The organism is Rhodothermales bacterium, assembly GCA_041391505.1.
Lineage (GTDB): Bacteria > Bacteroidota > Rhodothermia > Rhodothermales > JAHQVL01 > JAWKNW01.
In genome coordinates this window covers 18166-40737 of record JAWKNW010000001.1, presented here as the reverse complement: position 1 = coordinate 40737, position 22572 = coordinate 18166, and the positions used below count along the sequence as shown (strand labels likewise).

Annotated in this window: 16 protein-coding genes and 1 tRNA gene; 10 read left to right on the top strand and 7 right to left on the bottom strand. The window is 63.7% G+C overall.

Annotated elements, in window-relative coordinates:
- Window positions 1–26: 26 nt before the first annotated feature.
- The 3 genes from R2834_00170 to R2834_00160 all read right to left on the bottom strand — a co-directional run bounded on the left by R2834_00170 (window position 27) and on the right by R2834_00160 (window position 3973).
- Entirely contained in the window at window positions 27–995 is a 969-nt protein-coding gene (locus tag R2834_00170; GenBank protein ID MEZ4698714.1) for a GDP-L-fucose synthase, read from the bottom strand.
- A gap of 9 nt (window positions 996–1004) precedes the next feature.
- A complete protein-coding gene (locus tag R2834_00165; protein ID MEZ4698713.1) occupies window positions 1005–1484 on the bottom strand; it encodes a hypothetical protein in 480 nt (159 codons plus the stop codon).
- 125 nt (window positions 1485–1609) lie between these two features.
- On the bottom strand, window positions 1610–3973 hold the full coding sequence (locus tag R2834_00160; protein MEZ4698712.1) for a polysaccharide biosynthesis tyrosine autokinase: 2364 nt from the start codon (window positions 3971–3973) through the stop codon (window positions 1610–1612).
- A 674-nt stretch (window positions 3974–4647) separates the two neighbouring features.
- Between R2834_00160 and R2834_00155 the strand changes: the two genes are divergently transcribed.
- The 3 genes from R2834_00155 (at window position 4648) to R2834_00145 (ending at window position 8793) form a co-directional block, all read left to right on the top strand.
- Complete coding sequence (locus R2834_00155; GenBank protein ID MEZ4698711.1) at window positions 4648–4923, top strand: hypothetical protein; 276 nt, start codon at window positions 4648–4650, stop codon at window positions 4921–4923.
- Window positions 4924–5172: 249 nt separating this feature from the next.
- Complete coding sequence (locus R2834_00150) at window positions 5173–5730, top strand: CvpA family protein (protein MEZ4698710.1); 558 nt, start codon at window positions 5173–5175, stop codon at window positions 5728–5730.
- Window positions 5731–5733: 3 nt separating this feature from the next.
- The gene (locus R2834_00145) at window positions 5734–8793 is read left to right on the top strand and encodes an SMC family ATPase (protein MEZ4698709.1); all 3060 of its coding nucleotides are present in this window, start codon (window positions 5734–5736) and stop codon (window positions 8791–8793) included.
- A 6-nt stretch (window positions 8794–8799) separates the two neighbouring features.
- On the opposite strand, the gene R2834_00140 is transcribed toward R2834_00145, so the two are convergent.
- Both R2834_00140 and R2834_00135 read right to left on the bottom strand, forming a co-directional pair.
- Window positions 8800–9585 (bottom strand): hypothetical protein, encoded by a 786-nt coding sequence (locus R2834_00140; protein ID MEZ4698708.1) that lies wholly within the window; start codon window positions 9583–9585, stop codon window positions 8800–8802.
- A gap of 37 nt (window positions 9586–9622) precedes the next feature.
- A complete protein-coding gene (locus R2834_00135; GenBank protein ID MEZ4698707.1) occupies window positions 9623–10567 on the bottom strand; it encodes a DMT family transporter in 945 nt (314 codons plus the stop codon).
- Between the two features lie 133 nt (window positions 10568–10700).
- Between R2834_00135 and R2834_00130 the strand changes: the two genes are divergently transcribed.
- The 6 genes from R2834_00130 (at window position 10701) to R2834_00105 (ending at window position 18654) form a co-directional block, all read left to right on the top strand.
- Complete coding sequence (locus R2834_00130) at window positions 10701–11036, top strand: MerR family transcriptional regulator (GenBank protein MEZ4698706.1); 336 nt, start codon at window positions 10701–10703, stop codon at window positions 11034–11036.
- A gap of 9 nt (window positions 11037–11045) precedes the next feature.
- A tRNA-Pro gene (locus R2834_00125) sits at window positions 11046–11119 on the top strand.
- Between the two features lie 215 nt (window positions 11120–11334).
- Window positions 11335–12393, top strand: coding sequence for a helix-turn-helix domain-containing protein (locus R2834_00120; protein MEZ4698705.1), 1059 nt, complete (start codon window positions 11335–11337; stop codon window positions 12391–12393).
- A gap of 143 nt (window positions 12394–12536) precedes the next feature.
- Window positions 12537–14651 (top strand): NAD-dependent DNA ligase LigA, encoded by a 2115-nt coding sequence (gene ligA / locus R2834_00115; GenBank protein ID MEZ4698704.1) that lies wholly within the window; start codon window positions 12537–12539, stop codon window positions 14649–14651.
- Between the two features lie 35 nt (window positions 14652–14686).
- The gene (locus R2834_00110; GenBank protein ID MEZ4698703.1) at window positions 14687–16228 is read left to right on the top strand and encodes a sodium:solute symporter; all 1542 of its coding nucleotides are present in this window, start codon (window positions 14687–14689) and stop codon (window positions 16226–16228) included.
- Window positions 16229–16272: 44 nt separating this feature from the next.
- Entirely contained in the window at window positions 16273–18654 is a 2382-nt protein-coding gene (locus tag R2834_00105; GenBank protein MEZ4698702.1) for an HDIG domain-containing protein, read from the top strand.
- A 12-nt stretch (window positions 18655–18666) separates the two neighbouring features.
- On the opposite strand, the gene R2834_00100 is transcribed toward R2834_00105, so the two are convergent.
- Window positions 18667–19590 (bottom strand): GntR family transcriptional regulator, encoded by a 924-nt coding sequence (locus R2834_00100; protein MEZ4698701.1) that lies wholly within the window; start codon window positions 19588–19590, stop codon window positions 18667–18669.
- A 125-nt stretch (window positions 19591–19715) separates the two neighbouring features.
- Here R2834_00100 and R2834_00095 point away from each other — a divergent pair, with 125 nt between their 5' ends.
- Window positions 19716–21344, top strand: a complete 1629-nt coding sequence (locus R2834_00095) for a right-handed parallel beta-helix repeat-containing protein (GenBank protein ID MEZ4698700.1) — start codon at window positions 19716–19718, stop codon at window positions 21342–21344.
- 115 nt (window positions 21345–21459) lie between these two features.
- Here R2834_00095 and R2834_00090 read toward each other — a convergent pair whose 3' ends face one another.
- Window positions 21460–22554, bottom strand: a complete 1095-nt coding sequence (locus tag R2834_00090; GenBank protein MEZ4698699.1) for a hypothetical protein — start codon at window positions 22552–22554, stop codon at window positions 21460–21462.
- Window positions 22555–22572: the final 18 nt, after the last annotated feature.

The following is a 22572-nucleotide window of genomic DNA, read 5'->3' as shown; positions in this document are numbered from 1 at the left end:
GTCCGCCGGCGCGTGAGGGCGCGGCGTCATACGGCGAGATAATGATCCTGGAACCACTCGTACGAGAGGCGAATGCCCTCTTTGAGGGATGTCCTGGCCGTCCAGCCGAGGGTCGTCATGCGCGAAACGTCCATCAGTTTCCGGGGCGTTCCGTCCGGCTTCGTGGCGTCGTACTCGATCGGGCTCGCGCTGCCCACGACCTCGCGCACGAGCTCGGCCAGTTCCCGTATGGAAAGATCGTGCCCGACGCCGACATTGAGAATGCCGTCCGGCGCCACCCGGTAAATCGCTTCCGCCGGCTGTTCCATCGCGTAGACCGTCGCGTCGGCGAGATCGTCGACATACAGGAATTCCCGAAGCGGCGTTCCGGTGCCCCATAACGTGACCGGGGCGTCCGGCGTGCCGTCCGCGCCCCGCGCCTCGTGGAATTTACGGATCAGGGCGGGGAGGACGTGGCTGGACTTGAGGTCGAAGTTGTCGCGCGGCCCATACAGGTTGGTGGGCATCATGCTGAAATAATCGCAGCCATGTTGCTTGCGGTAGGCCTGGCACAGTTTGATCCCGGCGATCTTGGCGATGGCGTACCATTCGTTGGTCGGTTCGAGCGGACCGGTAAGCAGGTACTCTTCCTTCAGCGGCTGCGGTGCCAGCTTGGGATAGATGCAGGAGCTGCCGAGGAAAATGAGCCGCTTGACGCCGGCGGCGAAGGCCGCGCGGATGATGTTGGCTTCAATGACCAGGTTGTCGCTGATGAAGTCCGCCGGAAACGAGTTGTTGGCCAGGATGCCGCCCACCTTGGCGGCGGCCAGCATGACGACGTGCGGGCGCTCGGCGGCAAAAAATGCCGCTACGTCCGCCTGGGACAACAGGTCGAGTTCCTGGCGCGTGCGGGTGACGATGTGCTCATATCCGCCGGCCGTCAGCCGGCGTACGATGGCCGAGCCCACGAGACCGCGATGGCCGGCCACAAAGATCCGATCGTGTTTCGAGACCATGAAAATAAATCAATTCCGGGTGAGCCTCTCGACGAGGAGAAGCGTGGAGAGAATGGGGCTGATGATGGTGAAGATGTCGCGCCAGTTCATGCGCCGGCGTTGTTCCACCTCGAGGGTCAGGACATCTCCATCCTGGAGAACGGGCGTGTTGGTCGTCGTATTCAGGATCTCGTCCAGCGTGGACTCGTAGATCTGCGTCCGGGCGCCGCCACGGTCACGGAACAGCCGCACGTAGGGCGTCTGATTCCAATCCGGGTTCGTCGCGAATACCGGGCCTCCGGAAAGTGCAAGGAGAAGCGCCATGTTCGAGCCTTCTTCGAGGACATACACACCGGGGGCGCCGATCTTTCCGTACGCATAGACCTGGATCGTTGCGGCGCCGGGTTCGACGAAGTAGAAGTAGGAGCGGATGTTGGTATCCGTGTCCTCGATCCGCCCGAAATTCTGCTGGGCGAGTGCAGGCTGGATGGCGCAAAAACCTGTAAGCATGCACAGCGCGAATGCATAGGCATTCGCGCTGGCACGACGCTGACGTCTGTGCATGGTGATTCCCTCGAGGGAAGAAGAATGATTGGAAGTGAGTCGGACGGAGATAAGCGCCCGGGCGTGCGCGGCTAGCTCGCTACGTAACTGTTCGAACCGTAACTATATCCGTACGTGTTTCGATAGCCGTACATGCTGCTCGGGTCAAATCGGTTCAATACCGTGCCAAGGACATTGGCGCCCACGCTGCGCAGCTCGTCGATGGACTGCTTGAGCGAGTCCATGTCGGTCCCGTCGGCCGAAGCGACGACGATGACGCCGTCACACTGACGAGAGAGCAGCACGGGGTCGACCGCGCCCAGGACGGGCGGCGTGTCGAAGATAATAATATCGAATTCGCTCCGGAATCGCTCCACGAGATCGATCATCTTCCGGGATCCCAGCAGTTCGGCCGGCTGGGAGACGGGGATGCCGGTGATCACGTAGAGGTTCTCGAACCCGGTGAAGAAGCGCTCGGAATCCCAGCGGCTCTCGTCTTCCGAAAGCAGTTCGAGCAGGCTGGGGCCTTCCGGCAGGCCGAGTTTGTCGTGCAGCGACGGCCGGCGGAGGTCGGCGTCGACGACGAGCGTGCGCTTGCCGGCCTGGGCCGTCGTGAAGGCGAGGTTGAGCGACGTCGTGCTCTTCCCGGCGCCGGCTTTCGGGCTCGTGATCATGAGGTTCTGAATCCCCATGTCGTCCCGGCTGAACTGCAGCTTGATATAGAGCCGGCGATACGCTTCCGCGATGGGGGAGATCGGCGCGATGAGGGCGACGAGGCCGGTGCTGATCTCGCGGCCTTCGAAATCGATCTTGGCGCGCTTGCCGAACTCCTTCTTGATCAGCTGGCGCATGTCCGGCACGACGCCGATCATGTTCAGGTCGCTGATGTTCAGGTCGTCCGGCGTATAGACGCGGGTGTCGAGCTTGCGGCGGGCGACGGCCGCGCCCACGCCCAGCATCAGGCCGAGCATGAGGCCCATGGCGAGGTTGACGGCCTTCTTGGGCTTCACCGGCGCCTCGGGCGTCACGGCGTGGCGGATGATCTGCGCGAAGCCGCGCTCCGACTGCTCCGCGATGCGGATCTGTCCGAGTTTCTGCGAGAGAATGTTGTACAGCTCCTCGGCGGCCTGCTGCTGGCGCTGGAGCTTGGCGAGTTCCATCGACTGGAGCGGGATCGTCTTGATGCGGACGTCATATTCCTTGAGCCGCTGTTCCAGACCGCGCACCTTCGCCTGCTGGCCGCTGATGGCGATGCGCTCGTCGGCGATCTTGCGCTTCAGGCTGGCGAGGTAATTCATGCTGAGCCCTTCGGAGCGGGGATCGACGCCGCCGGCGTCCATCACCTCGTTCACGAACTGCTGCGAGAGGCTGTACACGCGCGAGCGAAGCTGCGTGATCTGCTGCTGGTAGTCGAGCAGCGTCGGGTTGCTCGACGGGTTGTCGCGCAGTTCCGGGTATTTCTGATAGATCTGCTCGACGCGCATTTCGAGATCCGCGATGCGCTCCTGGGCCTGCTCCAGTTCGCGCTCGACGCCGGAGGCGACGCGGTTCGTGAGGCGGGGCTGCATATCCATCAATTCCTGTTCGAGCGTCAGGAGCGTCGACTCGTGCATGCTCTGCTCGATGCGGGCGTCGTCCAGCATGGCCTGCATCTGCGCCAGCTGGGCCACGGTGTAGCGGGCCTGATCGTCGAGCGCGGTGGCGCCCTCCCGGTTCATGTAGTTGGCGAGGCGCGACTCGAGTTCGTCGAGTTCGACCTTTTTCTCGGCGAACTGCTGTTCGAGGAAGATCCGCTGTTGCGTGAGCCGCTCCTTGCTCATGTCTTCCGTCTGGTGGACGTATTCCTCGGCGTAGACGTTCGCGATGAGCGCCGCCTCTTCCGCGGAACTGCTGGTCGCGCTGATGACGAGGGCGTCGGCGCTGTTGTCGCTGTTCGCCGGCTTGATGGCGAGGTACTCGTCCTGCAGCAACTGGGCCAGGTTGGAAATCGAGGTGCTCTCCTCGAGGATGGCCAGCGGCGCGCCCGTCACGGGCAGCGTGCGCATTTCGACGAGGCGGTCCGCGGTGCGCTTCGCGATCTCCGTGGACTGCTGGAGGATCAGCGTCTGGTTGGCGAGCTTCGCGTCGTTGATCTGGGTGCCCTTGACGAAGTCGAGCGCCAGCTTCTGTTCGTTCTCCGACGCCTTGATGTCCACCAGCAGCAGCGTGCTGGCTTCGTACACCGGTTTCGTGGTGAAGGTGAAGATGGCCACGGCCGTGAACACCAGGGCGCCGATACCGATGATGTACCACTTGCCGAGGCGCAGGATCTCCAGCGCCTCATGGATAGCCGTTTTTGCATCGGTCTCCTTGCGACCGTACATGGGGCCCATGAAGCGGGGATCGGGCGGGCCCATCTGGGGCGCGGGAAGATTCTGGTAATAACCGCGACTTACCGGGAACGAGTTGTTGTCCATAGTCCTTGATTTCCTTTCAGACAGGCAGCATAGCGCAAAGGTCAGGCAGCGAAACCACCTCCCGAAGTTGTTGCATACTCCTCGTCACACGATCGGTGCAATACAGAAAAACGGAACACCGATCGAAAGAGCTGCGCGAACGGGTGCTTCGCAGGCTGCAGTCTGCCCTGCGTGGATGCTGATGCCAAATACTCACTACGCGAAAACGCGAAAGAACTGGGAACGGGGGATAGGGCGCCTGAAGCCGGCTTTCGCCCTGCGTCAGGTGGGCATGTCGGGTATGACGACACCTCGTTCTTCAAGTTCCTAGGTGGTGGGGCAACTCCTTGAAAAAAGTTCATTTACAAAAACAGGTCATCGGCATCGCGAGCAGATTTCTTTAACGCGGTGGGGATGTACGGCTTTTTTCCGTAGAATCGGGAGTCGGCGTGCGTTTCCTCCCGACCGAGGTTTCCGCGCCCTCCGCAATCTGCGATGAATTGGTGATCGAACGATGAACATTTGGTGACATCAGTGATGTCCGTTCGCGGTATGGCCCGGTCCCGGCCAGGCGAGCGCCTCCCCCCAGATTGACCCCGCTGATGCATCGTTCAGGAGAAAGGCAACATTCTGGCTCGCTGCGCAGCGCACGTGTGTGCTCGCGGCATCATCACAGGGGTGCATACCCTCACTCTATGGCTCATTTCGCGAATACGTTTTCACGCCCAACGCTATCGCTCGACGGGCTGGCATCGGAGAAAGCGAACGACGACATGATCGAACGATATGTCCGTTTTACCGCTTCGCTCGACGAGGCCGCGCATGGCACCGTCAACCGATCCCTCCAGCGGCACATGGATGCCGCGGCCGTCGAGCGGTTCTACCGCCAATTTTACGAAACGTACGATGCGATGGCGGACGAGACGCCGCCTCGCGTCAAAGCCTTCGTCGACGCCCTGTTCGACGAATAACCCTGGATTAAAAACACGAAGCCGCCGGCATGTTGCCGGCGGCTTCGTCGTCTCGCCCCGGCACACGCGGCCCCTCGTGCATTTCATTTGGCGATTCCGCGCCGCGAACGTACTTTGCGGCCTCGGAAACACCGCGCCCTCGCAACGTGTAGGTTGTGTCCCGGCGCCTGCCCGCAGGCCGCGGCCGTCCTGGCAGACCCACCAGGCCGTTCTGTCTTCCCCCAGCCGAATCAGTACGTCGCTCGCGATATGGGTACCCTGGATCTGGTCATTCTGGTCGTCATCGTCATCGGCCTGGCCCGCGGTTTTTCGACCGGCGGCATTCGTCAGCTGTTCAGCCTGGCGGGCATTCTCTTCGCGTTTGTCTTCGCCGCCCAGCTCATGCATACCGTCGGCGAACGCCTGGCAGGGAGCACGGGCATCTCGCCGGGGCTGGCGCCCATCGTCGGGTTCGTCGCGATCTTTCTCGTCATTCAGGTGGCCGCCTACGCGGTCTCCCGGCTGCTCGAGTCGTTTCTCAAGGCGCTGAAGCTGGGCATCATCAACCGCGTGGTGGGCGGCGCGATCGGCGCCTTCAAGGCGACGCTCGTCCTGAGCCTGGTCTTTTTTGTCTTCGGCTTCGTGGGGATTCCCGAGCCCGCCACGCAGGATGCGTCGCTCTTCTACCGCACCGTGTCGGCGGTGCTGCCCGGGACGTGGAATTATGTCTCGGAGCGGCTGCCGCTGCTCAATCGGATCGATCTGCGCGGGGGCGCCGCAGCCGGTCAGGGCGCCGGCGACAGCGCGATGCCGGCTTCCCAGCAATGAGACATGGTTCCGGTAGAACTTCGTGTTAGCAATTTTCTGAGCTATGGCGCGGAGACGGAGCCGCTCGACTTCCAGTCCTTCCACGTCGCCTGCCTTTCCGGCCGCAACGGCCAGGGCAAATCCGCGCTGCTCGACGCCATAACCTGGGCGCTCTGGGGCGAAGCGAGAAAATCCAGCGGGAGCCACAAACCGGACGAGGAGCTGCTGCGCATCGGGGCTACCCGCATGCGGGTCGAGCTGGTGTTCGACGTAGAGGGCACACGCTACCGCGTCCTGCGCGGCTACGCCCGGTCGGCCTCGGGGAAAACCAGCAAACCGGAACTCGAACTCCACGTCATGGGGGAGTCGCCCGACCAGGGCAAGCCGCTGACGAGGGCCTCCATCCGCGAGACGCAGGAGGTGCTGGATGAACTCCTCGGCCTGGATTATCAGACCTTCATCAACTCGGCGTTCCTCCTCCAGGGACGCTCGGATGAGTTTACCAAAAAGCGCCCCAACGAACGCAAGGACATCCTCGCCCGTATCCTGAACCTGGAAAAATACGAACGGCTGTCCCTGGCTGCGCGCGATCGGGAGCGTGTCTATTCTGAAACGGCGGACCGGCTCAACGAGGCGATCGAACGGCTCGGGCGCTCCCTCGAAGCGGAGGCGGCATGCCGGCAGGATCGCGACGCGCTGCAGGCGGAAATCGAGGCCGGCACGGCCCTGCTCGAGGAAGCGGCGGCCGGCGAGGCCGAGGCGTTACGGCTTCTCGCCGAACAGGAAGGCAAGTTGCGGGAACGAGACGCCACGCAGGCGACCTTGCAGCGCCTCGCGAGCGAACGGACGCACATCGACGAAAGCGCGGCCGAACTCACCCGGCAGATCGCGGGCGCGGAGGCCATCCTGGCGAAGGCCGAGGCCATCGAGTCGGCCTACGAACGGTTGCAAACCCTCCAGGTGGAACGCGACGCGCTCGATGAGAAACGCGACCTGTACCGCGGCGTCGAGAAACAGATCGAGCAGCGCACCCACACCTTGCGGGAGACGGTGACGGGGCTTGAGAAGAAAATCCATGCGCTCGAGATCGAGGAGCGCGGTCTCGACGAGAGCCGGCGTGACATGGAATTGCAGCTGCGCGAACTGCCCGAGGTCCTGCGCAACATTGAGGCGGCGAAGCGCGCCTCGGGTGAGGTCGATCGCTTGCTCGCGGCCGTCGAGCAGCGGAACGCGCTGCAGGAGACCGTCAGCCGGCTTGAGCAGACCCTCGTCGGGCTCCGCGAGGCGTTGGTGGGCGAGCAGCGCCAGCTCGCGCAACAGCTGGCGCGCCGGCGCGGTTTCGAGCAGGAACGCCGGCAGTGGGAAACGGCGCGGGACCGGCTGGCGCATGAACTCGCGCGGAAAGAGGAGGTGGACCGGCTGGCCGAGTCGCTGATGAGCGAGGGGCAGGCGATCAAAGAAGCCATCCGTCAGAAGGAGGGCATGATCGAGGGGACCGAGGCGGAGATCCAGCGCCTCGCCGGCAAAACCCGCCTCATCGAAGCGGCGGCCGAAGGGGATTGCCCGACCTGTGGGCAGCCGCTGACGGCGGCGCACCGCGATACGGTCCGAGCGCAGTACGATGCCGAACGGCTTGCGCTGGAAAAGGCGCTTCGGGAGGCGCGGGACTGGATCGCGGAGCAGGAAAAGCGGCGCGACGACCTGCGGGGCCGCTACCGGGACGCGCGGGAGGAGCAACAGCGGCTCTCGACCCTGGCCGATCAGCTGGTAGCCGCGGATGCCCAGGGAGCGGATCTCGAACGGCGTCAGGTCGAGTTCGATCAGGTCGAGGATCGGCTGGGCGAGCTGACGCGACAGATCGACCGCCATGCGTTCGGCGAAGCCCAGCGCACGGAACTCGACGCCGCCCTGGCCGCCCGCGATGCCATCGCGATCGACGAGCAGGCGCTGGAAGCGGCGCGTACCCAGCGCGCCCGGCTCCAGCACGACGAGGAGCGCCGGCGTTTTCTACTGCAACTCGAGGCGCGCCACGAAACGAGCGGTAAACAGCTGGATCGGGTTCGGCGCGATCTGGCCGAGGCGCGCGAGGCGCTCGTGTCCGGAGAGGCGGTGCGCGCGTCGCAGACGGCGCTGGCGCGGTTGCGCGAGCAGCTGGCAGCGATCGGGTTCGATCCCGAGCGCTTCGATGCGATCCGCCAGGAGCTGCGCACCCTCGGGCAAGCCGGCCTGGACTACAAGGCCCTCGCGGATGCGCGCCTCCAGCTGCCGGCCTGGAACGAGCAGCGCGGCCGTCTTGAACAGCGGCGCGCCGGCGTCGAGACGGAACACCTTACGCTGCGCAAACACCTCGAGGCGCTCACGAAGGCGCTGCCGGATATTGAGACGCTCCAGCGGGATGCCGCCGAGCGGAGGGAGCGCCGCGAGGCGATCGCGGCCCGCCTCCGGGAGATGGATGTCCGAAGCGGTGAACTCAACGCGCAACTGGAGCGCTTCGAGCGGGATCGCATCGAACTCAAGGAGGCCCGAACGACGCTGAAGGAAACCGAGCACGAACGCCGGCTCTACCGGCATCTGCGCGCCGCCTTCGGAAAAAACGGCATCCCTTCCCTGATCATCGAAGAGACGCTGCCCGACATCGAAGTGCGCGCCAACGCGCTGCTGGATCGGCTGTCGGACGGGCGCATGCACGTGCGGCTGGAAACGCTCAAGGACAAAAAAACGGGCGGCACGAAGGAAACGCTGGAGATCATCATCACGGATGAACAGGGCGTCGCCCGGCCTTACGAGACGTTTTCAGGCGGCGAGGCATTCCGGGTCAACTTCGCGCTGCGGATCGCGCTCTCGCAGCTGCTGGCCGAGCGCCAGGGCGTGCGCATCCGCACCCTCGGGATCGATGAAGGCTTTGGCACGCAAGACGAGCAGGGCATTCAGAACCTGATCGAGGCCATTCAGGTCATCCAGGACGATTTCGACAAGATCCTCGTCATCACGCATCTCGAACAGCTCAAAGAGGCGTTTCCGGTCCGCATCGAGGTCGAGAAACACCCCGTTCTGGGGTCGCAGTTCCAGGTACTGGGCGTCTAGGCGCGCTCAGAACGAAAACCGGATAAGCGCGCCATAGCCGTCCTGCTGGCGCTTGAAGGGGCCGACGTGCGCTTCCTCGATCTGGTAGACGAGATGCCCGGAGAGCGCCTGGCTGAAACGGGCTCCGATAGTGCCGGTGGCGCGATAAAACTGGGGCCGACCGCCCCCGAGCATCGTGCGGTAGGCGAAGATCCCCTGCATCGAGAGCCGGTCCCAGAGGAGAATGTGCAGGTCGCCGAGGTACCCGAGTTCGTAGCTCCTGCGTCGCTCGCGTATTTCCGAGCCGAGGCCATCGTACATGAACGAACCGAGCTTGACCGTGGTGAGGCCGGCGGACCCGATGGCCCGCAGGGCGATAAACGATCGCGGCGATCCCAGGAATACCGAGGGGCCCAGCCGCAGATTGACCCAGCGGAAGTCGGTATCCATCCAACCGGTGCGGTTGAAGTCGAAGAGCGTCAGCCCCATGCTGAGCGGCGTCCGCACCAGATCCATGTCGATCAGCCCCGCGCGCCATCTGAAATCCAGCGTCGTGCCGTCATTCGACCGGGCGCCGGCGGACAGGATCACTGTTTCTACCCGCCCCGTGCCGCCGGAACTGGGGTCGAGTTCTTCGGGTGAGGCCAGGCGAATGTAGGTGAAGTCCGTGAGGTACGCTCCGTTCAGCGGGTGGTAGGAGACGTGCGTGGTGACCTCCAGCGCCGGGAGTTCGACCGGAAAAAGCGTCGTCTGCGCCGATGCCGGCAGGACGGCGTATGCCGCGCAGGCCAGCACGGCGATACCCATGAGCATGCGGCCAGGGCATCGTATGAGTCTAATAGGCCGCCGATTAACGGGGCGTCGTCTGTAGCGAATGCCAGCGCGCTGCATGATACCGGATAAGCAAAAGTCCGCCGATAGCAAGCGTTCCACCAATGATCTGTGTCCAGGTAACGGGCTCGTGCAGGAACAGGTAGCCGGCGGCGAGCGCCACGATCGGCACGAGATTTCCAAACAGGGCCGTGTAGTTGGCGCCCGCGTGTTTGACGGACACGTTCCACACCACTACGGCGAGCCCGGTCGACAAGGCGCCCGAATAAACAATCGCGAGCCAGATGTCCCAGGTTACACGTTCCCAGGCGATGCTCTGAATATGGGGTACGCCGATGGCAACAAGCAGGGGCATTGCGACGAGCAAGCCCACAAAAGAAAGCTGAAGCGGAGGGATGTACCGTGTGGTCGGCCGCGCCAGGGCCGTGTACGAACCCCACATGATGCTGGCCCCCAGAAGCAAAAGGTTTCCGGCTAACGTCTCGTTGTTGAAAGAGATCCGGTCGTGGCCGGCGAAGACGATCAGGCCGGTGCCGCAGAGTGAGAGGAGCAAGCCGATGACGGTGATGCGGTTGGCGCCCTCGTATCCCCGCAGGGCGCTGAGGATCATGGTCCACGCCGGCGCGCTGGCCATGATCAGGGCGGCCGTGCCGGCGGTGGTGCGTGCGATGCCGAGAATGAACAGGATCTGGTAGAACGCGTTGCCGACGAATCCCAGGAGCAGGATGCGCCACCCGTATCGCCTGAACAGGTCCCTGAGCGGGATCGTATCGGCGTCCCGCCGGGCGCGCGTCACGATGCCGAGCGTCAGGGTGGAAATCGTGAATCGAAACACGTTCAGCGCGAACGGATGCATGGTGGAGAGCGCGTTCTTGACGATGGGGAAATTGATCCCCCATACCAGGACGGCACCCAGCAGGGCGAGGTCATACACGCCGCTCGAATCACGAGGTGTGCGGGGCACGGGCGTTACAGATAGGTCAATCTTCTGAGAAAATGGATAATCCAATGGTTGGAATATAGTTGGGGGGGTGTAATTTAGCCTGTTTTGTTTCGTACTTTGCGATAAATTCCTATGTCCTACCCGTTGCGATTCCATGGCAGGCGGAATTCGAAAGCTCTATTACTCCATCGGCGAAGTGAGCAAGCTCACCGGCCTGGAACAGCATGTACTGCGGTACTGGGAGACGGAATTTCCGGAACTCAAACCTCAGAAAAACAGGGCTGGAAGGCGGATATACACCGAGGCCGACGTCGATTTCATCCAGCGCATCAAGCACTTGCTGCGCGAGGAGAAGTATACGATCGAGGGCGCGCGCAAGGCGCTCGCGCAGGACGAGTCCGCGCCGGATCAGAAAGATCATAAAGCCGCATTCCGACAGGAACTTTTGGCCCTCCGGGAGTTTCTTAACGAGCTTAAAAAAATGCTCTAGTACCGGTTTCGGGACGTGGCGCAGCCCGGTAGCGCACTTGCATGGGGTGCAAGGGGTCGCGAGTTCGAATCTCGCCGTCCCGACAGTCGAAACCGACGACAAAAGGTCATCGATCTCCGGATCGATGACCTTTTTGTTATGTGTTTGTGATCGTGCGCTCCGGGACGATGAGAGCCGGGGCGGTCGGTTGCTATGTACTGGGCGGATGCTTATCATTTACAAACGCTTACCCGATGAGCCGGCTGACCCCCCGGATATCGGGTGTCTCCCGTTTTTCAAAACGAAGACATTACCCCACATGGCTGGCACCCCCGTAACGCCATCGTTACGCTCGTTTCTCGACGACCTCGTCGCCCTTCGGGAACTGCGCGGGATGGACCGCGACGCCATTCATCAGGCTACCAAGATCAATCTGAACCTGATCGAGCAGTTCGAACTGAACGCGCTCGTGGCGCATCCGCTGTTTAATGAGGTGTATCAGCGGGCCATTCTGCGGAGTTATGCGGGCACGATTCGCATCAGCGATCGGGCCCTGACCGAGGCCTTCGAAGCGGCCCTCGCCGGCGCCTATCGCCGCGAACTCGCCGTCGCCTATCTCGGGCTGCCGCCGCAGGAAGCGCCGGCGCCCGTCGAGCAGCCGGAGGCGGTCGAACCAGCCGAGCGGGTCGGAGCGCCGGTCGCTGAACCCCTGTTCGAATTCAGGCCGGCTGAACCGACCCGGCAGCCTGCCACGCGCGCCGCCCGATTCGACCGATTCGGGCTTGAGCCCCGGCTGGCCCGCTTCGTCGAGACCGCGCGGGACACCGCCGCCGCCGCGATGGGCATCGTGAGCCGGCTCGAATCGCGCGCTCTGTTTCAGTGGGGCGGCATCCTGGCTGCTATCGTGGTCGCCGGCGTGCTGATCACTCAGTTTCTCTCGCGTTCGCCGGCCACGGGGGCATCCCGGTCGACAGAACTCGTCACCCTTCCGCCCGCCGCCGCGGCAGCCTCCGACGTCCCGGCCGGCGAGCCCCAGCGCACCGCGTCGCCCGCCCCGCTGCCCGCGCTCGCCATCGCCGATATCGTGCTGCACGACAGCCTCACTCTGGTCGTCGTCGCCGAAAAAAACAAACTCGATCCCTTCAAGGTCCAGGTCGATCGCGACCTGCGCCGCCCGTACTGGCTCGATCAGGGCGATACCCTCCGGTTTACCTTCCTGAACCGGATCGCCGTCGAGGAACGGCTCGACGACATGGCCGTCTGGCTCGAAGGCCACCGGTATCCGCTCATCCCCGCCGACACGTCCGGACGCGTGGTGATCAACCGCGACTCGATCCGCCTCTTCCTGGCCCAGCGGCAGCTCGCGAGCCGGCGATAATCCCGCCCCCGGTCACCCGGTGACAGAACCCGCGCGGCGTGCCCGACGCGGCTGGAATCTATCGGCCGGCGGGCGTACCTTGGCGATCCCGATTGCGGTTTGCACCGCCACCACGCTCACATCTGACAGTACGGGCACCCGGTATGTCGCTAGCCAAGGAATCGAGGTCGCTGCTCGCTCGCCTCGACGCCGTCCACCTGCAGGATCTCGATCAGGAAGAGGCCAAACAGTTCGTTGAGGCGCTCACGCCTGTATTGAACTACCACGCCTTTCAGTACTACGTGAAGGACGCTCCGGTCGTCTCGGATGCGGAGTACGACCGGCTTTTTCGGGCGCTTCAGACGCTGGAGACTCGATTCCCCGACCTGCGAACCGGGGCCTCGCCCACGCAGCGCGTCGGCGGTGAACCGCTCAGTCAATTCGAAAAAGTGCGCCATCCCGCGGCGCTGCTGTCCCTGTCCAATGCCTTCGACGAGGAAGAGGTGCGCGCCTGGTACGCCCGATGCCAGCGGGGGCTCGAAGCGACGTACGGGGAGTCCGTGGAGCCGGCGTTGACGGCGGAGCTGAAAATCGACGGTCTCGCACTGGCGATTACGTATGAAGCCGGCGATCTGGTCATCGGCGCCACGCGCGGGAACGGCGTCGAGGGCGAAAACATCACCCCGCATGTGCGGACCATCGAGAGCATCCCCTTGACGATTCCGGTGCCGGGCAGCGCGGCGAAAAGCGCGCCCGACCGGCTGGAGGTGCGCGGCGAGGTGTATATGCCGGCCACGGCCTTCGAGGCGCTCAACGAAAAACTGGCCGGGGCCGGGGCCAAGACCTTTGCCAATCCGCGCAACGCGGCCGCCGGCAGCCTGCGCGTGCTCGACCCCAAAATCACGGCCTCCCGGCCGCTCTATTTCTTTACCTATGGCGTCGGGCCGATCGCCGGCGCAGCGATGCCCGGCTCGCAGTGGGACCTCCTCAACTGGCTGGCCGAACTCGGATTCCCGATAAACCCGCACGCGCGACGGCTGACCCGGATCGACGAGGTCGTCGCCTTCTGCCAGCACTGGGCGGAGCACCGCGACACGCTCGATTATGAGATCGACGGGATCGTCATCAAGATCGACGAACTGGAATACCAGCGCGTGCTCGGAAATGTGTCGAGCGCGCCGCGCTGGGCGATCGCCTTCAAGTTCGCCGCCCGCGAAGCGACGACGAAACTGCGCGACATCCTCGTCAATGTGGGGCGCACGGGGGCGCTGAAGCCGGAGGCCGCGCTGGAGCCCGTCGGCATCGGCGGCGTCACGGTTTCCCAGGCCACACTCCACAACGAAGATTACATCCGCGACCGCGATATCCGCATCGGCGACACGGTGCTCGTCAAACGGGCCGGCGACGTCATCCCCCAGGTCGTCGGACCGGTCGTGGAAGCGCGGGACGGGTCCGAGCGCGTCTTCGTATTCCCGACGCGATGCCCGGCGTGCGACTCGCCGGTCGTCCGTTTGCCCGGTGAGGCGGATTGGTACTGCGTCTCGACGGACTGCCCCGCCCAGTTTATTCGGCTCATCGAACACTACGCGAGCCGCGCGGCGATGGACATCGAGGGCCTCGGCGCCAAGCTCGCCATCCAGCTCGGCCAGGAAGGGCTCGTAAAGACGCTCTCGGACATCTATCGGCTGAAGATGGAGGACTTGCTCGGGCTCGAGGGGTTTGCCGGCAAGAAGGCGCAGAACCTGCTCGACGGCATCGAGGCGTCCAAGCGCCGGCCGCTTTCGCGGCTGATTTTCGGTCTGGGGATGCGCCATGTCGGCAAGACGACGGCGGAGCTGCTGGTATCCCGGGTGCCGTCGATCGAGGCGATGAGCGAGATGGATGCGGACGCGTTGCTGGCCATCGAGGGCATCGGGCCGGTCATTGCCGAGAGCATCGTGGACTGGTTCAAGGTGGAGGACAACCGCACGCTCGTCGCCGATCTGGGGCGGCTCGGTCTCAACCTGGCGCGACTGCCGGAGGAAGAGCCGGCGCACGATGTCGACAGCGCCGCGTTTGGGAAGACGTTTGTCCTCACGGGCACCCTGCCCACGCTGGGGCGCGCGGACGCGCAGGCGATGATCAAGGCCGCCGGCGGCAAGGTCGCCTCCAGCGTGAGCAAAAAAACAGATTATGTCGTCGCCGGCGAATCCACGGGGTCCAAATACGACAAAGCTGTCGAGCTGGGCATCCCCATCCTGGACGAAGCCGGCTTCCGTGCCCTGCTCGGCGCCGCCTGACGTTAGCCCATCCATTGACCTGAGGACCGCCGCCGATGCTGACACTGCTCGATTATGCCGTTATTGCAATATACATTGTCGCCGTACTGGGGATCGGCGCCTGGATCGGGGGGAGGCAGACGAGCCGGACCGATTATTTCCTCGGGAGCCGATCCCTGCCCTGGTGGGCGGTTTGCTTTTCGATCGTAGCGACCGAAACCAGCACGCTCACGGTCATCGGCGTGCCGGCGGTGGCCTATGCCGGCGCCATGACCTTCCTGCAGCTCACGCTGGGCTACCTCATCGGCCGCATCGCGGTGAGCATCGTCCTGCTTCCGCGGTACGTCGACGGCGAGTTCGTCACGGCCTATGCGTTTCTGGGGCAACGTTTCGGGTGGCGGACACAGGTGCTGGCTTCGATCACCTTTCTTTGCACGCGACTGCTCGCCGACGGAGTCAGGCTCTTCGCGACGGCCATCCCGATCAAACTGATCGCCGTGCAGTCGGGCGTCGAGGTGTCGTACCTGACGATCATCGCGGCGATTGGCGTTTTTACGATCATCTATACCATGATCGGGGGGATCAAGGCGGTGATCTGGATCGACGTGATCCAGATGGGCGTCTATGTGGGGGGATCGATTCTCGCGCTGCTCGTGCTGCTGGATAAGGCGCCTGCCGGCTGGTTTCAGATGGCCTCCGAGGCGGGCAAACTCAAGATGCTGAATTTCGAGGCCGGCCGGCCCCTGGTCGAATGGATCACCCAGCCGTACGCCTTTTTTACCGCCGTGGTGGGCGGGGCCATCTTTACCATGGCGTCGCACGGCAGCGACCAGCTGATCGTGCAGCGGCTGCTGGTCTGCCGGAATCTGGCGGATAGCCGCAAGGCGTTGATCGGGAGCGGGCTGGTCGTGATGGTGCAGTTTGCCCTGTTTCTGTTCGTGGGCGTGCTGATCTGGGTCTATTATGGCGGCGCGTCGGTGCAGGAGCTGGGACTCGCGCGGGCGGATGAGGTCTTTCCCAAGTTCATCATCGAGGGTCTGCCTGCCGGCGTGTCGGGGCTTATCCTGGCCGGCATCGTGGCTGCGGCGATGAGCACGCTGTCGTCTTCGCTCAACGCGCTGGCCTCATCGACCATGATGGATCTCTACGAGCGTTTCTCGGGAAAAGCCCTGGAGAATCAGCGCGCGCTGCGCGTCGCGAGGATGTTTACCTTGATCTGGGGTGTCATCTTTGTCGGTTTCGCCAGCCTGTTCGAGGATCAGACGAGTCCTGTGGTGGAGCTCGGGCTCGCGATTGCCACCTTCACGTACGGGGGCATGCTCGGACTGTTCGCCCTCGGGTTGCTGCAGCGCCGCGCCGTGGAGCGCGACGCCATCGCGGCCTTTGTGGTGACGATCGCCCTGATGGTCGTCATCATCACGGGCGTGCGGTACGATCCGGCGACGGGCTGGCTGATCCGCTGGTTCTCGGACGCGCCGGCGGGCAACCTGGTGGGCATTGCCTGGCCGTGGTTTACCGCCATCGGGGCGGCCATGATGCTCGTGTTCGGATCATTGCGACCCCTGTGGCATATCCTATGGGCTCCTGAGCGCACCTAACATATCGATCATGTGGCGGGAGCCGCGGCTGTACCTGTTTCGCCATGAGTTGGATCAAACACGTTTTTAGACTGCGACCCAAGATTCGTCCGGTCGGCGAGCGACTCGAACGCGGATTCAGCGAGGATCCGCGCGTGCAGCAGCGCAATCTGATCGTCAAGGGAAGCATCTTCATCACGCTGGTCGTCCTGACCTATCTGGCCTTCCCGCACGCCGATTTTTATCACTACACCGTGGCGGAAGGGGACTTCTGGCGGCACGAGACCCTCGAGGCGCCCTTCGATTTTGCGATCTATAAGGATCCGGAGATCATCGAGAGCGAGCGGAAAAATGTCCGGTTTACGACGCCGCCGTATTTCGAGGAGACGGAGGATGCCGCGGCCCGGATGGCCGCGAAGCGCGATACGGTGGTGAGCCAGCTCGAGCGGATCTTCGGGACCTACGCGGCCTACCGGTTCAACCAGCGCGCCGGCCTGATGGAAGCGGCGCTCGCCGATTCCTTGCGCTACCTCGAACTGCGGCGAAACGCCCGCGTCAAGCTGACCCCGCAGCAATGGCAACTGCTTACCCGTTCGTACGTCGAGCGGGATCCCGCCCTGTCCGAAACCCGCGCCCGGGGGCCCCGCCTGGATGAATTGCTGATGCGCAAGGTGTGGAGCGTCGGCACGCAGCTGATCTCGATCGGCATCCTCGACGTGCCGATGGATAGCATCTACACGGATGAGATCTATATCCGGAACGAAGCCGAGTCGGTGGTCCGCACGAAGCGCAAGGACAACCTTTTCGGTCTGAACGAGGCCTTTCAGCTGGCGCGTGACGAGCTCATCAAGGCGTATCCGAACAACCCCGAATATGTCAGCCTCGGCGAAGGGTTGTTCATGTCGATGTTCCAGCATTCCCTCACGTACTTGCGGGCCGAGACGTTGCGGGAGTGGCAGCGGAAGGAGCAGCGCATTTCCCCGACCCGCGGCATGGTCAACGCCGGCAGCGTCATCGTCGAAAACGGCGAAAAAGTGACGCAGGAGATCAAGCGGCGGCTCACGTCGCTGGAGCGTGCCCAGCGCGAACGGATGGGGCGCAAACTGCCCTGGAAACTCGCGGCCGGCCAGTTTTTTCTCGCCCTCGCGACCTACCTCATCTTTTTCCTCTACCTGTATTTCCTGCGCCGGCAAATCTTCGACGACAACCGCAAGGTGCTGCTCATCGCCTTGCTGTTTGTCGGCATCATCGGCTCGTATGCGATCGCCATCCGCTATCCGCTGTTCGGGATGTATGCCGTCCCCGTGGCGGTGGCGCCGGTCATGCTCACCGTGATGTTCGACTCCCGGGTGGCGCTGTTCGGGCTGCTTACGCTCGCGCTCGTCGGCGGGCACCTGATGGGGTACGACTTCGAGTTCACCTTCGCCACCATCTTCGCCGGCAACCTGGGCGTCTTCAGTGTACGCGACATCAAGATTCGGGGGCAGATCTTCCTGAGCGCGGGGATGGTCTTCCTCGGCTACGGGCTCGTCCTGGGCGCTACGTGGCTGATATACGACACGCCGGCGAGCATCTTCGGCGAAGACCTGATCCGCGTCGGCATCAATTCGCTCATGCTGATCGTGTCGCTCCCGCTGCTCTGGGTGTTCGAGCGCGCGTTCGACATCACGACCGACCTGACGCTGCTCGAACTGTCGGACACGAACCGTCCGTTGCTCAAGGAGCTGAGCCTTCGGGCGCCCGGGACCTTTAACCACAGCCTGCAGGTCGCCAATCTGGCCGAAGCCGCCGCGGACGCGATCGGTGCCAACGCGCTGCTCGCCCGCGTGGGCGCGCTCTATCACGATATCGGCAAGATGCCGAAAGCGGAATATTTTGTCGAGAACCAGCGCTCGAACGAGAATCCGCACGACCAGCTCAAGCCGCGGATGAGCGCGCTCATCATCGCGAGCCACGTCAAGGAGGGCGTAGAGATCGGCAAACAGTACAACCTGCCGAATCGCGTGCTGGATTTTATCCCGATGCATCACGGGACGACCCTCATCGAGTATTTCTACCGGAAAGCGGAGGAGCACAGCCATCAGGACGTCGTGCAGGAGGCCGAATTCAGGTACCCGGGGCCGCGGCCTCAGTCGCGCGAGACCGGCATTTTGATGCTGGCGGATTCCGTGGAGGCCGCCTCGCGGAGTCTGTCCGAGCCGACGCACAAGCGCCTGGAGACGCTGATCGACGCCATCTTCCGCGCGCGGGTCAACGACGGGCAGCTGGACGAGACCGAGCTGACGTTTCACGATCTGAACATCATCAAGGACACCTTCCTCGCCATGCTTGTGGGCATGCACCACGGACGCGTAAAGTATCCGGATCAGGTCGAGGAAGAAGAACGCGAAAAGGCGGCGGTGCCGCCGGCGCTCGAAGAGATCATTTCCGAAAAGCAGATCGAGTGACAGGACTGCCCATCAGGACGGTATCAGCCGTTTGATGGCGTCGAGCGAGTCGCGCGCGATGAACCAGTCGATCGGGGCCAGCAGGTGCTGCATGTCCTGCCGCAGTTGAAGCAGGCGCCGGCGGCTGCGCGGCGTGTAGGCCAGCAGATCGAGCTGGCCGCTGAGCTGCAGGATATGCCGCGATCCCTGGTCGATCGATGCCCCGAACATCTGGCCCTCGAAGCCGGTCTGTTGCTGGATCTCTTTCATGAGAAAGGGAATCGTGCCGGCGTAGTAGCTCACGATGCCCAGCGTTTCGTGCGACCGGAGCCGGGCGATGCGGTCGAGCGTCTCCGGCGTGAGGTAGACGGTGACGCTGAGCACGTCGCTGCGCGGCAGCAGGTCCATGGCCTGCCGCACGTTCACGTGCGGGGTGAGGACGTATTCGGCGTCCTGCTCCTGGTCCATCGCGGCCAGCGCGATCGGGTCGAGCGGCGTCTGGAGGGTGTGGGTTACCGCTTCGGCGCACGCCTCCGCCATCTCCTGGTACGCCGCGACAAACAGTACCCGGGGGCGGTCGTTGGCGCGCTCGAGCACGGAGAACTGTTCTTCGAGCAGGTACTCGACCTCGGATTCCTCGAGTCCGAGCCCGAGCAATCGCTGCAACGTCTCGTGCACGATGGCGGCGCCCTGTTCCATGCGATCCTCGACATTGGGCGCCAGCCGCTCGCAGACCCTGAATCCGCTCCCTTTTATGGATTCCAGCAAACCTTCTTCCGCCAATTCCTGATAGGCCTTGCGGACGGTATGAAAGGATATATGCAGTTGATCGGCCAGGACGCGCGTCGATGGCAGTCTGGAGCCTACGGGAAACGCACCCGTCGCCAGCGCGTAGCGTACCTGTTCCTTCAGCTGCTCGAGAACATGTTTTCTGGACGATCGGTCGATCGTAATCATGATATTCCGTATCGGTGCGCTGGGATAACGAAGTGCGTATGAGCAACCAAAGATACTCGCTGCTGCTGGCATTGTGCATAGGTTTTCTGTGTGCTTCCTGCAGGGCGCAACCGGCCGCGGTGCCGATGGAGATGGATCTCGAGCCCGCCGGCCGGCTCGTGGAACGATTTGTTTCGGAAACGCGCTGGCATGCGCGCCCGATTGTGGAGCGGGATAGCCTCAAGGCCGTGCTGAGCCCCACCGGCGCGCTGCTGTGGGTCGACCAGCAGGCCGAAAAGACCGGGGCCGCCTGCACCTTCGAGGCCCCTTGCACGGAGATCGGCGCGGCCTTGCGCCGCGCGCGGGCCGGCGATGCCGTGGTCGTGCGCGCCGGCACCTACCGGGAAGCCCTGCTCCTCAAGACGGGAGGCGAACCGGATCGCCCGCTCACGCTCGCCGCGTACCCCGGTGAGGCCGTCGTGGTGTCCGGCTCCGATCCGCTCACCGACGGATGGCGCGCCGATGGCACCAACTGGGAGCGCAGCTGGAGGGTGTCGCTCCCGATGCATCGATCCAAACAGCGTCCGCAGGATGCGTTTCGCCCCGAGCTGCTGTTCGTGGATGGATTGCCCCTGCGGGCGGTCTTCGCGAGCGAAAAGCTGAACGCCGGCGGGACGTTCTGGGTGGAAGGCGAGCCCGAATCGCCGCGACGCATCGTGGCGAACTTCAAGGGACAGCGCCGGCCGGATAGCCTGGCGATCGAGGCGGGGATCCGCCCCATGCTCCTGACCGGCGCGGACTCGACGGTGCGGCATGTCCGCATCATCGGGATGGCCTTCATGCAGGCCCCCAACTCGGGAAAAGACGGCTGCGTGCAGGCGGTTGGCGATCACTGGGAGGTGGAAGAAAACCTGGTCGCGTGGTGCAACGGGCTCGGCATCATGGTCGGGGGACACGACCAGACGTTTCGCGGCAACTGGGCCATGTACAACGGGCAGATGGGCTGGAGCAGCCGGACGCATCATTCGCTCCTGGAAGACAACCGGAGCGTGGGCAACAACTGGAAAGGCTACGACGCCCGCTGGGAAGCCGGCGGGGGCAAATTCGTCGAGACCTCCTACACGACCATCCGCCGGCATTACGCCGCCTACAACCAGGGGCCCGGGATCTGGCTCGACATCGACAATACGAACAACATCGTCGAAGGCTCGCTCGTCGTGGGCAACCTCAAAGCCGGCATCATGATCGAATACCGCTCCACCCACAATGTCGTGCGCAACAATGTGGTGTACGGCACCCGGCTCCTCGACGGCACCGGCAGCGGCATTCAGATCCAGGCGACGAGCGACAACCGGATCGAGATGAACACGGTCTACTCCAATGAGGGAGACGGCATCCGGTACAAACATGGCGATATCCGGGCGGTCTCCGGAGGCACCGTCTTCAGCCGAAATCTCGTGCTAAACAACGGACTGGGCCCGACCCGCGCGCAGGAAATCCGGGTGGAGGGGACGCCGCCCCCGGACAAGCCGGACACGTACGACGACAACGTCTACGGCCGGCGTGGAAACGAGGATGCCGTGTTCTTCATCGCGGAAATGCCCAGCAACGACCTCGACACGTGGCAACGGTTCTCGCAGACCACGAACGACCGGATCCAGGCGCATCCGCGCCGCGCGCTGGTGGATGTGCGTTCTGCCGACGGGTGGCGGGCGTCCGAGGAAATGGCCCTGTCCGCCTATGGCGTCCAGCTGGATCGCGTAGGGCCGCGCTGACGGACCGTCCGCGCCCGATTCAGGTAAACGAAATCACAGGCCCCGTAGCTCGTGCGATGACGCGCGCTACGGGGCCTGATGCGTTTTTATTCGGTGCGTTCTGCCGGGTTGGCGTTTACCCGTGTTCTTCTTCCGAGCGTTTCGTCTTGTCGATCAGTTCGCGGAGCGTCTTCAGATCGTCTTCGAGGATGCCGTCCCAGGTGAGATCGGGCTCGGGCTCGTGCATGTCCTCGATGTGGTCGGCGGATGCGGAGAAGGAGGGGATGATCGGGTCGTCGATCGGCTCCGGTTCCGGCATCGGTGCGGGGCGGGGCGCAGGCTCCGCGGCCGGCGCGGGGCGTTCGGGCGCCGGCGGCGCCGCGACGGCTGCGGCCGGTTCGGGCATGATCAGCGAACGCTCGTCGATCGCGTCGCGGCCACTGACCTTCTGCATCATCGAGCCGCTCGAGAGGAAACGCTTCACGCCGGACACGATCGCCTTGCGCGTCATCTCGGCGTCGTTGCTCGTGATCGAGCCATGCAGCTCCATCTCGGCCACCTTGTCGAGCACCGGCAGCGAGTGCGTGAGCAGCGAGATGCGTTCCTGGAGCGTGCGCTCGCGGTAGAATACGATGCGTTCCCAGATCGAGAGGATGAGCTCCTTGAGCGGGCCGATGACGGCCTCATTGCCCTCGAACACAAACAGCTTGTCGCTTCCCGAATCGCAGGACACCACTTCGAGGTCATCGTAAGCGGCGTGCTGGATTCGCGCGCAGGCCTCGTAGAGGGCGGCAATGCTGTCGAGCGCATCGCTGATGCGCCGGGGCGAGGACCCCATTCGGGACTCCTGCTCGAAGAGGACGAGCGACAGCGTCTCCCGGCCTTCCGGCGTGTCGTCGCCGCCCGTGCTCTCGGTCAGCATGTTGCCGATGGCCGAGAGGGTGGCGATGACGCCGGCGATGTGCTTCAGGGGATTGTCGGCGTCGATCTCTCCGTTTTTCGACATCACGATCCAGGGATCGGGCTCGCGCAACGGAGCGAAACCGAGCTCCTTCTCGAGAAACAACGCGCCATCGCTGAATTTCTCGGCCAGAATGTTATACTGCTTGAAGGACTTGAGATAATCCTGCAGCGAAAGATCGCTGGTGCTACTGAGCAGCTCGGCGATGCCTGCCTGTTCGACGGCCTGAGCGATCTGCTCGGCGGCTGCGATGATTTGTTGTCTGGTCATAAAAAAGGAGGCCCTTTG

Excerpts from the sequence above, each read along its gene's own strand:
- R2834_00170 (MEZ4698714.1), bottom strand. The coding sequence starts at position 995 with ATGGTCTCGAAACACGATCGGATCTTTGTGGCCGGCCATCGCGGTCTC.
- R2834_00165 (MEZ4698713.1), bottom strand. The coding sequence starts at position 1,484 with ATGCTTACAGGTTTTTGCGCCATCCAGCCTGCACTCGCCCAGCAGAAT.
- R2834_00160 (MEZ4698712.1), bottom strand. The coding sequence starts at position 3,973 with ATGGACAACAACTCGTTCCCGGTAAGTCGCGGTTATTACCAGAATCTT.
- R2834_00155 (MEZ4698711.1), top strand. The coding sequence starts at position 4,648 with ATGGCTCATTTCGCGAATACGTTTTCACGCCCAACGCTATCGCTCGAC.
- R2834_00150 (MEZ4698710.1), top strand. The coding sequence starts at position 5,173 with ATGGGTACCCTGGATCTGGTCATTCTGGTCGTCATCGTCATCGGCCTG.
- R2834_00145 (MEZ4698709.1), top strand. The coding sequence starts at position 5,734 with ATGGTTCCGGTAGAACTTCGTGTTAGCAATTTTCTGAGCTATGGCGCG.
- R2834_00140 (MEZ4698708.1), bottom strand. The coding sequence starts at position 9,585 with ATGCTCATGGGTATCGCCGTGCTGGCCTGCGCGGCATACGCCGTCCTG.
- R2834_00130 (MEZ4698706.1), top strand. The coding sequence starts at position 10,701 with ATGGCAGGCGGAATTCGAAAGCTCTATTACTCCATCGGCGAAGTGAGC.
- R2834_00120 (MEZ4698705.1), top strand. The coding sequence starts at position 11,335 with ATGGCTGGCACCCCCGTAACGCCATCGTTACGCTCGTTTCTCGACGAC.
- ligA (MEZ4698704.1), top strand. The coding sequence starts at position 12,537 with ATGTCGCTAGCCAAGGAATCGAGGTCGCTGCTCGCTCGCCTCGACGCC.
- R2834_00110 (MEZ4698703.1), top strand. The coding sequence starts at position 14,687 with ATGCTGACACTGCTCGATTATGCCGTTATTGCAATATACATTGTCGCC.
- R2834_00105 (MEZ4698702.1), top strand. The coding sequence starts at position 16,273 with ATGAGTTGGATCAAACACGTTTTTAGACTGCGACCCAAGATTCGTCCG.
- R2834_00100 (MEZ4698701.1), bottom strand. The coding sequence starts at position 19,590 with ATGATTACGATCGACCGATCGTCCAGAAAACATGTTCTCGAGCAGCTG.
- R2834_00095 (MEZ4698700.1), top strand. The coding sequence starts at position 19,716 with ATGGAGATGGATCTCGAGCCCGCCGGCCGGCTCGTGGAACGATTTGTT.
- R2834_00090 (MEZ4698699.1), bottom strand. The coding sequence starts at position 22,554 with ATGACCAGACAACAAATCATCGCAGCCGCCGAGCAGATCGCTCAGGCC.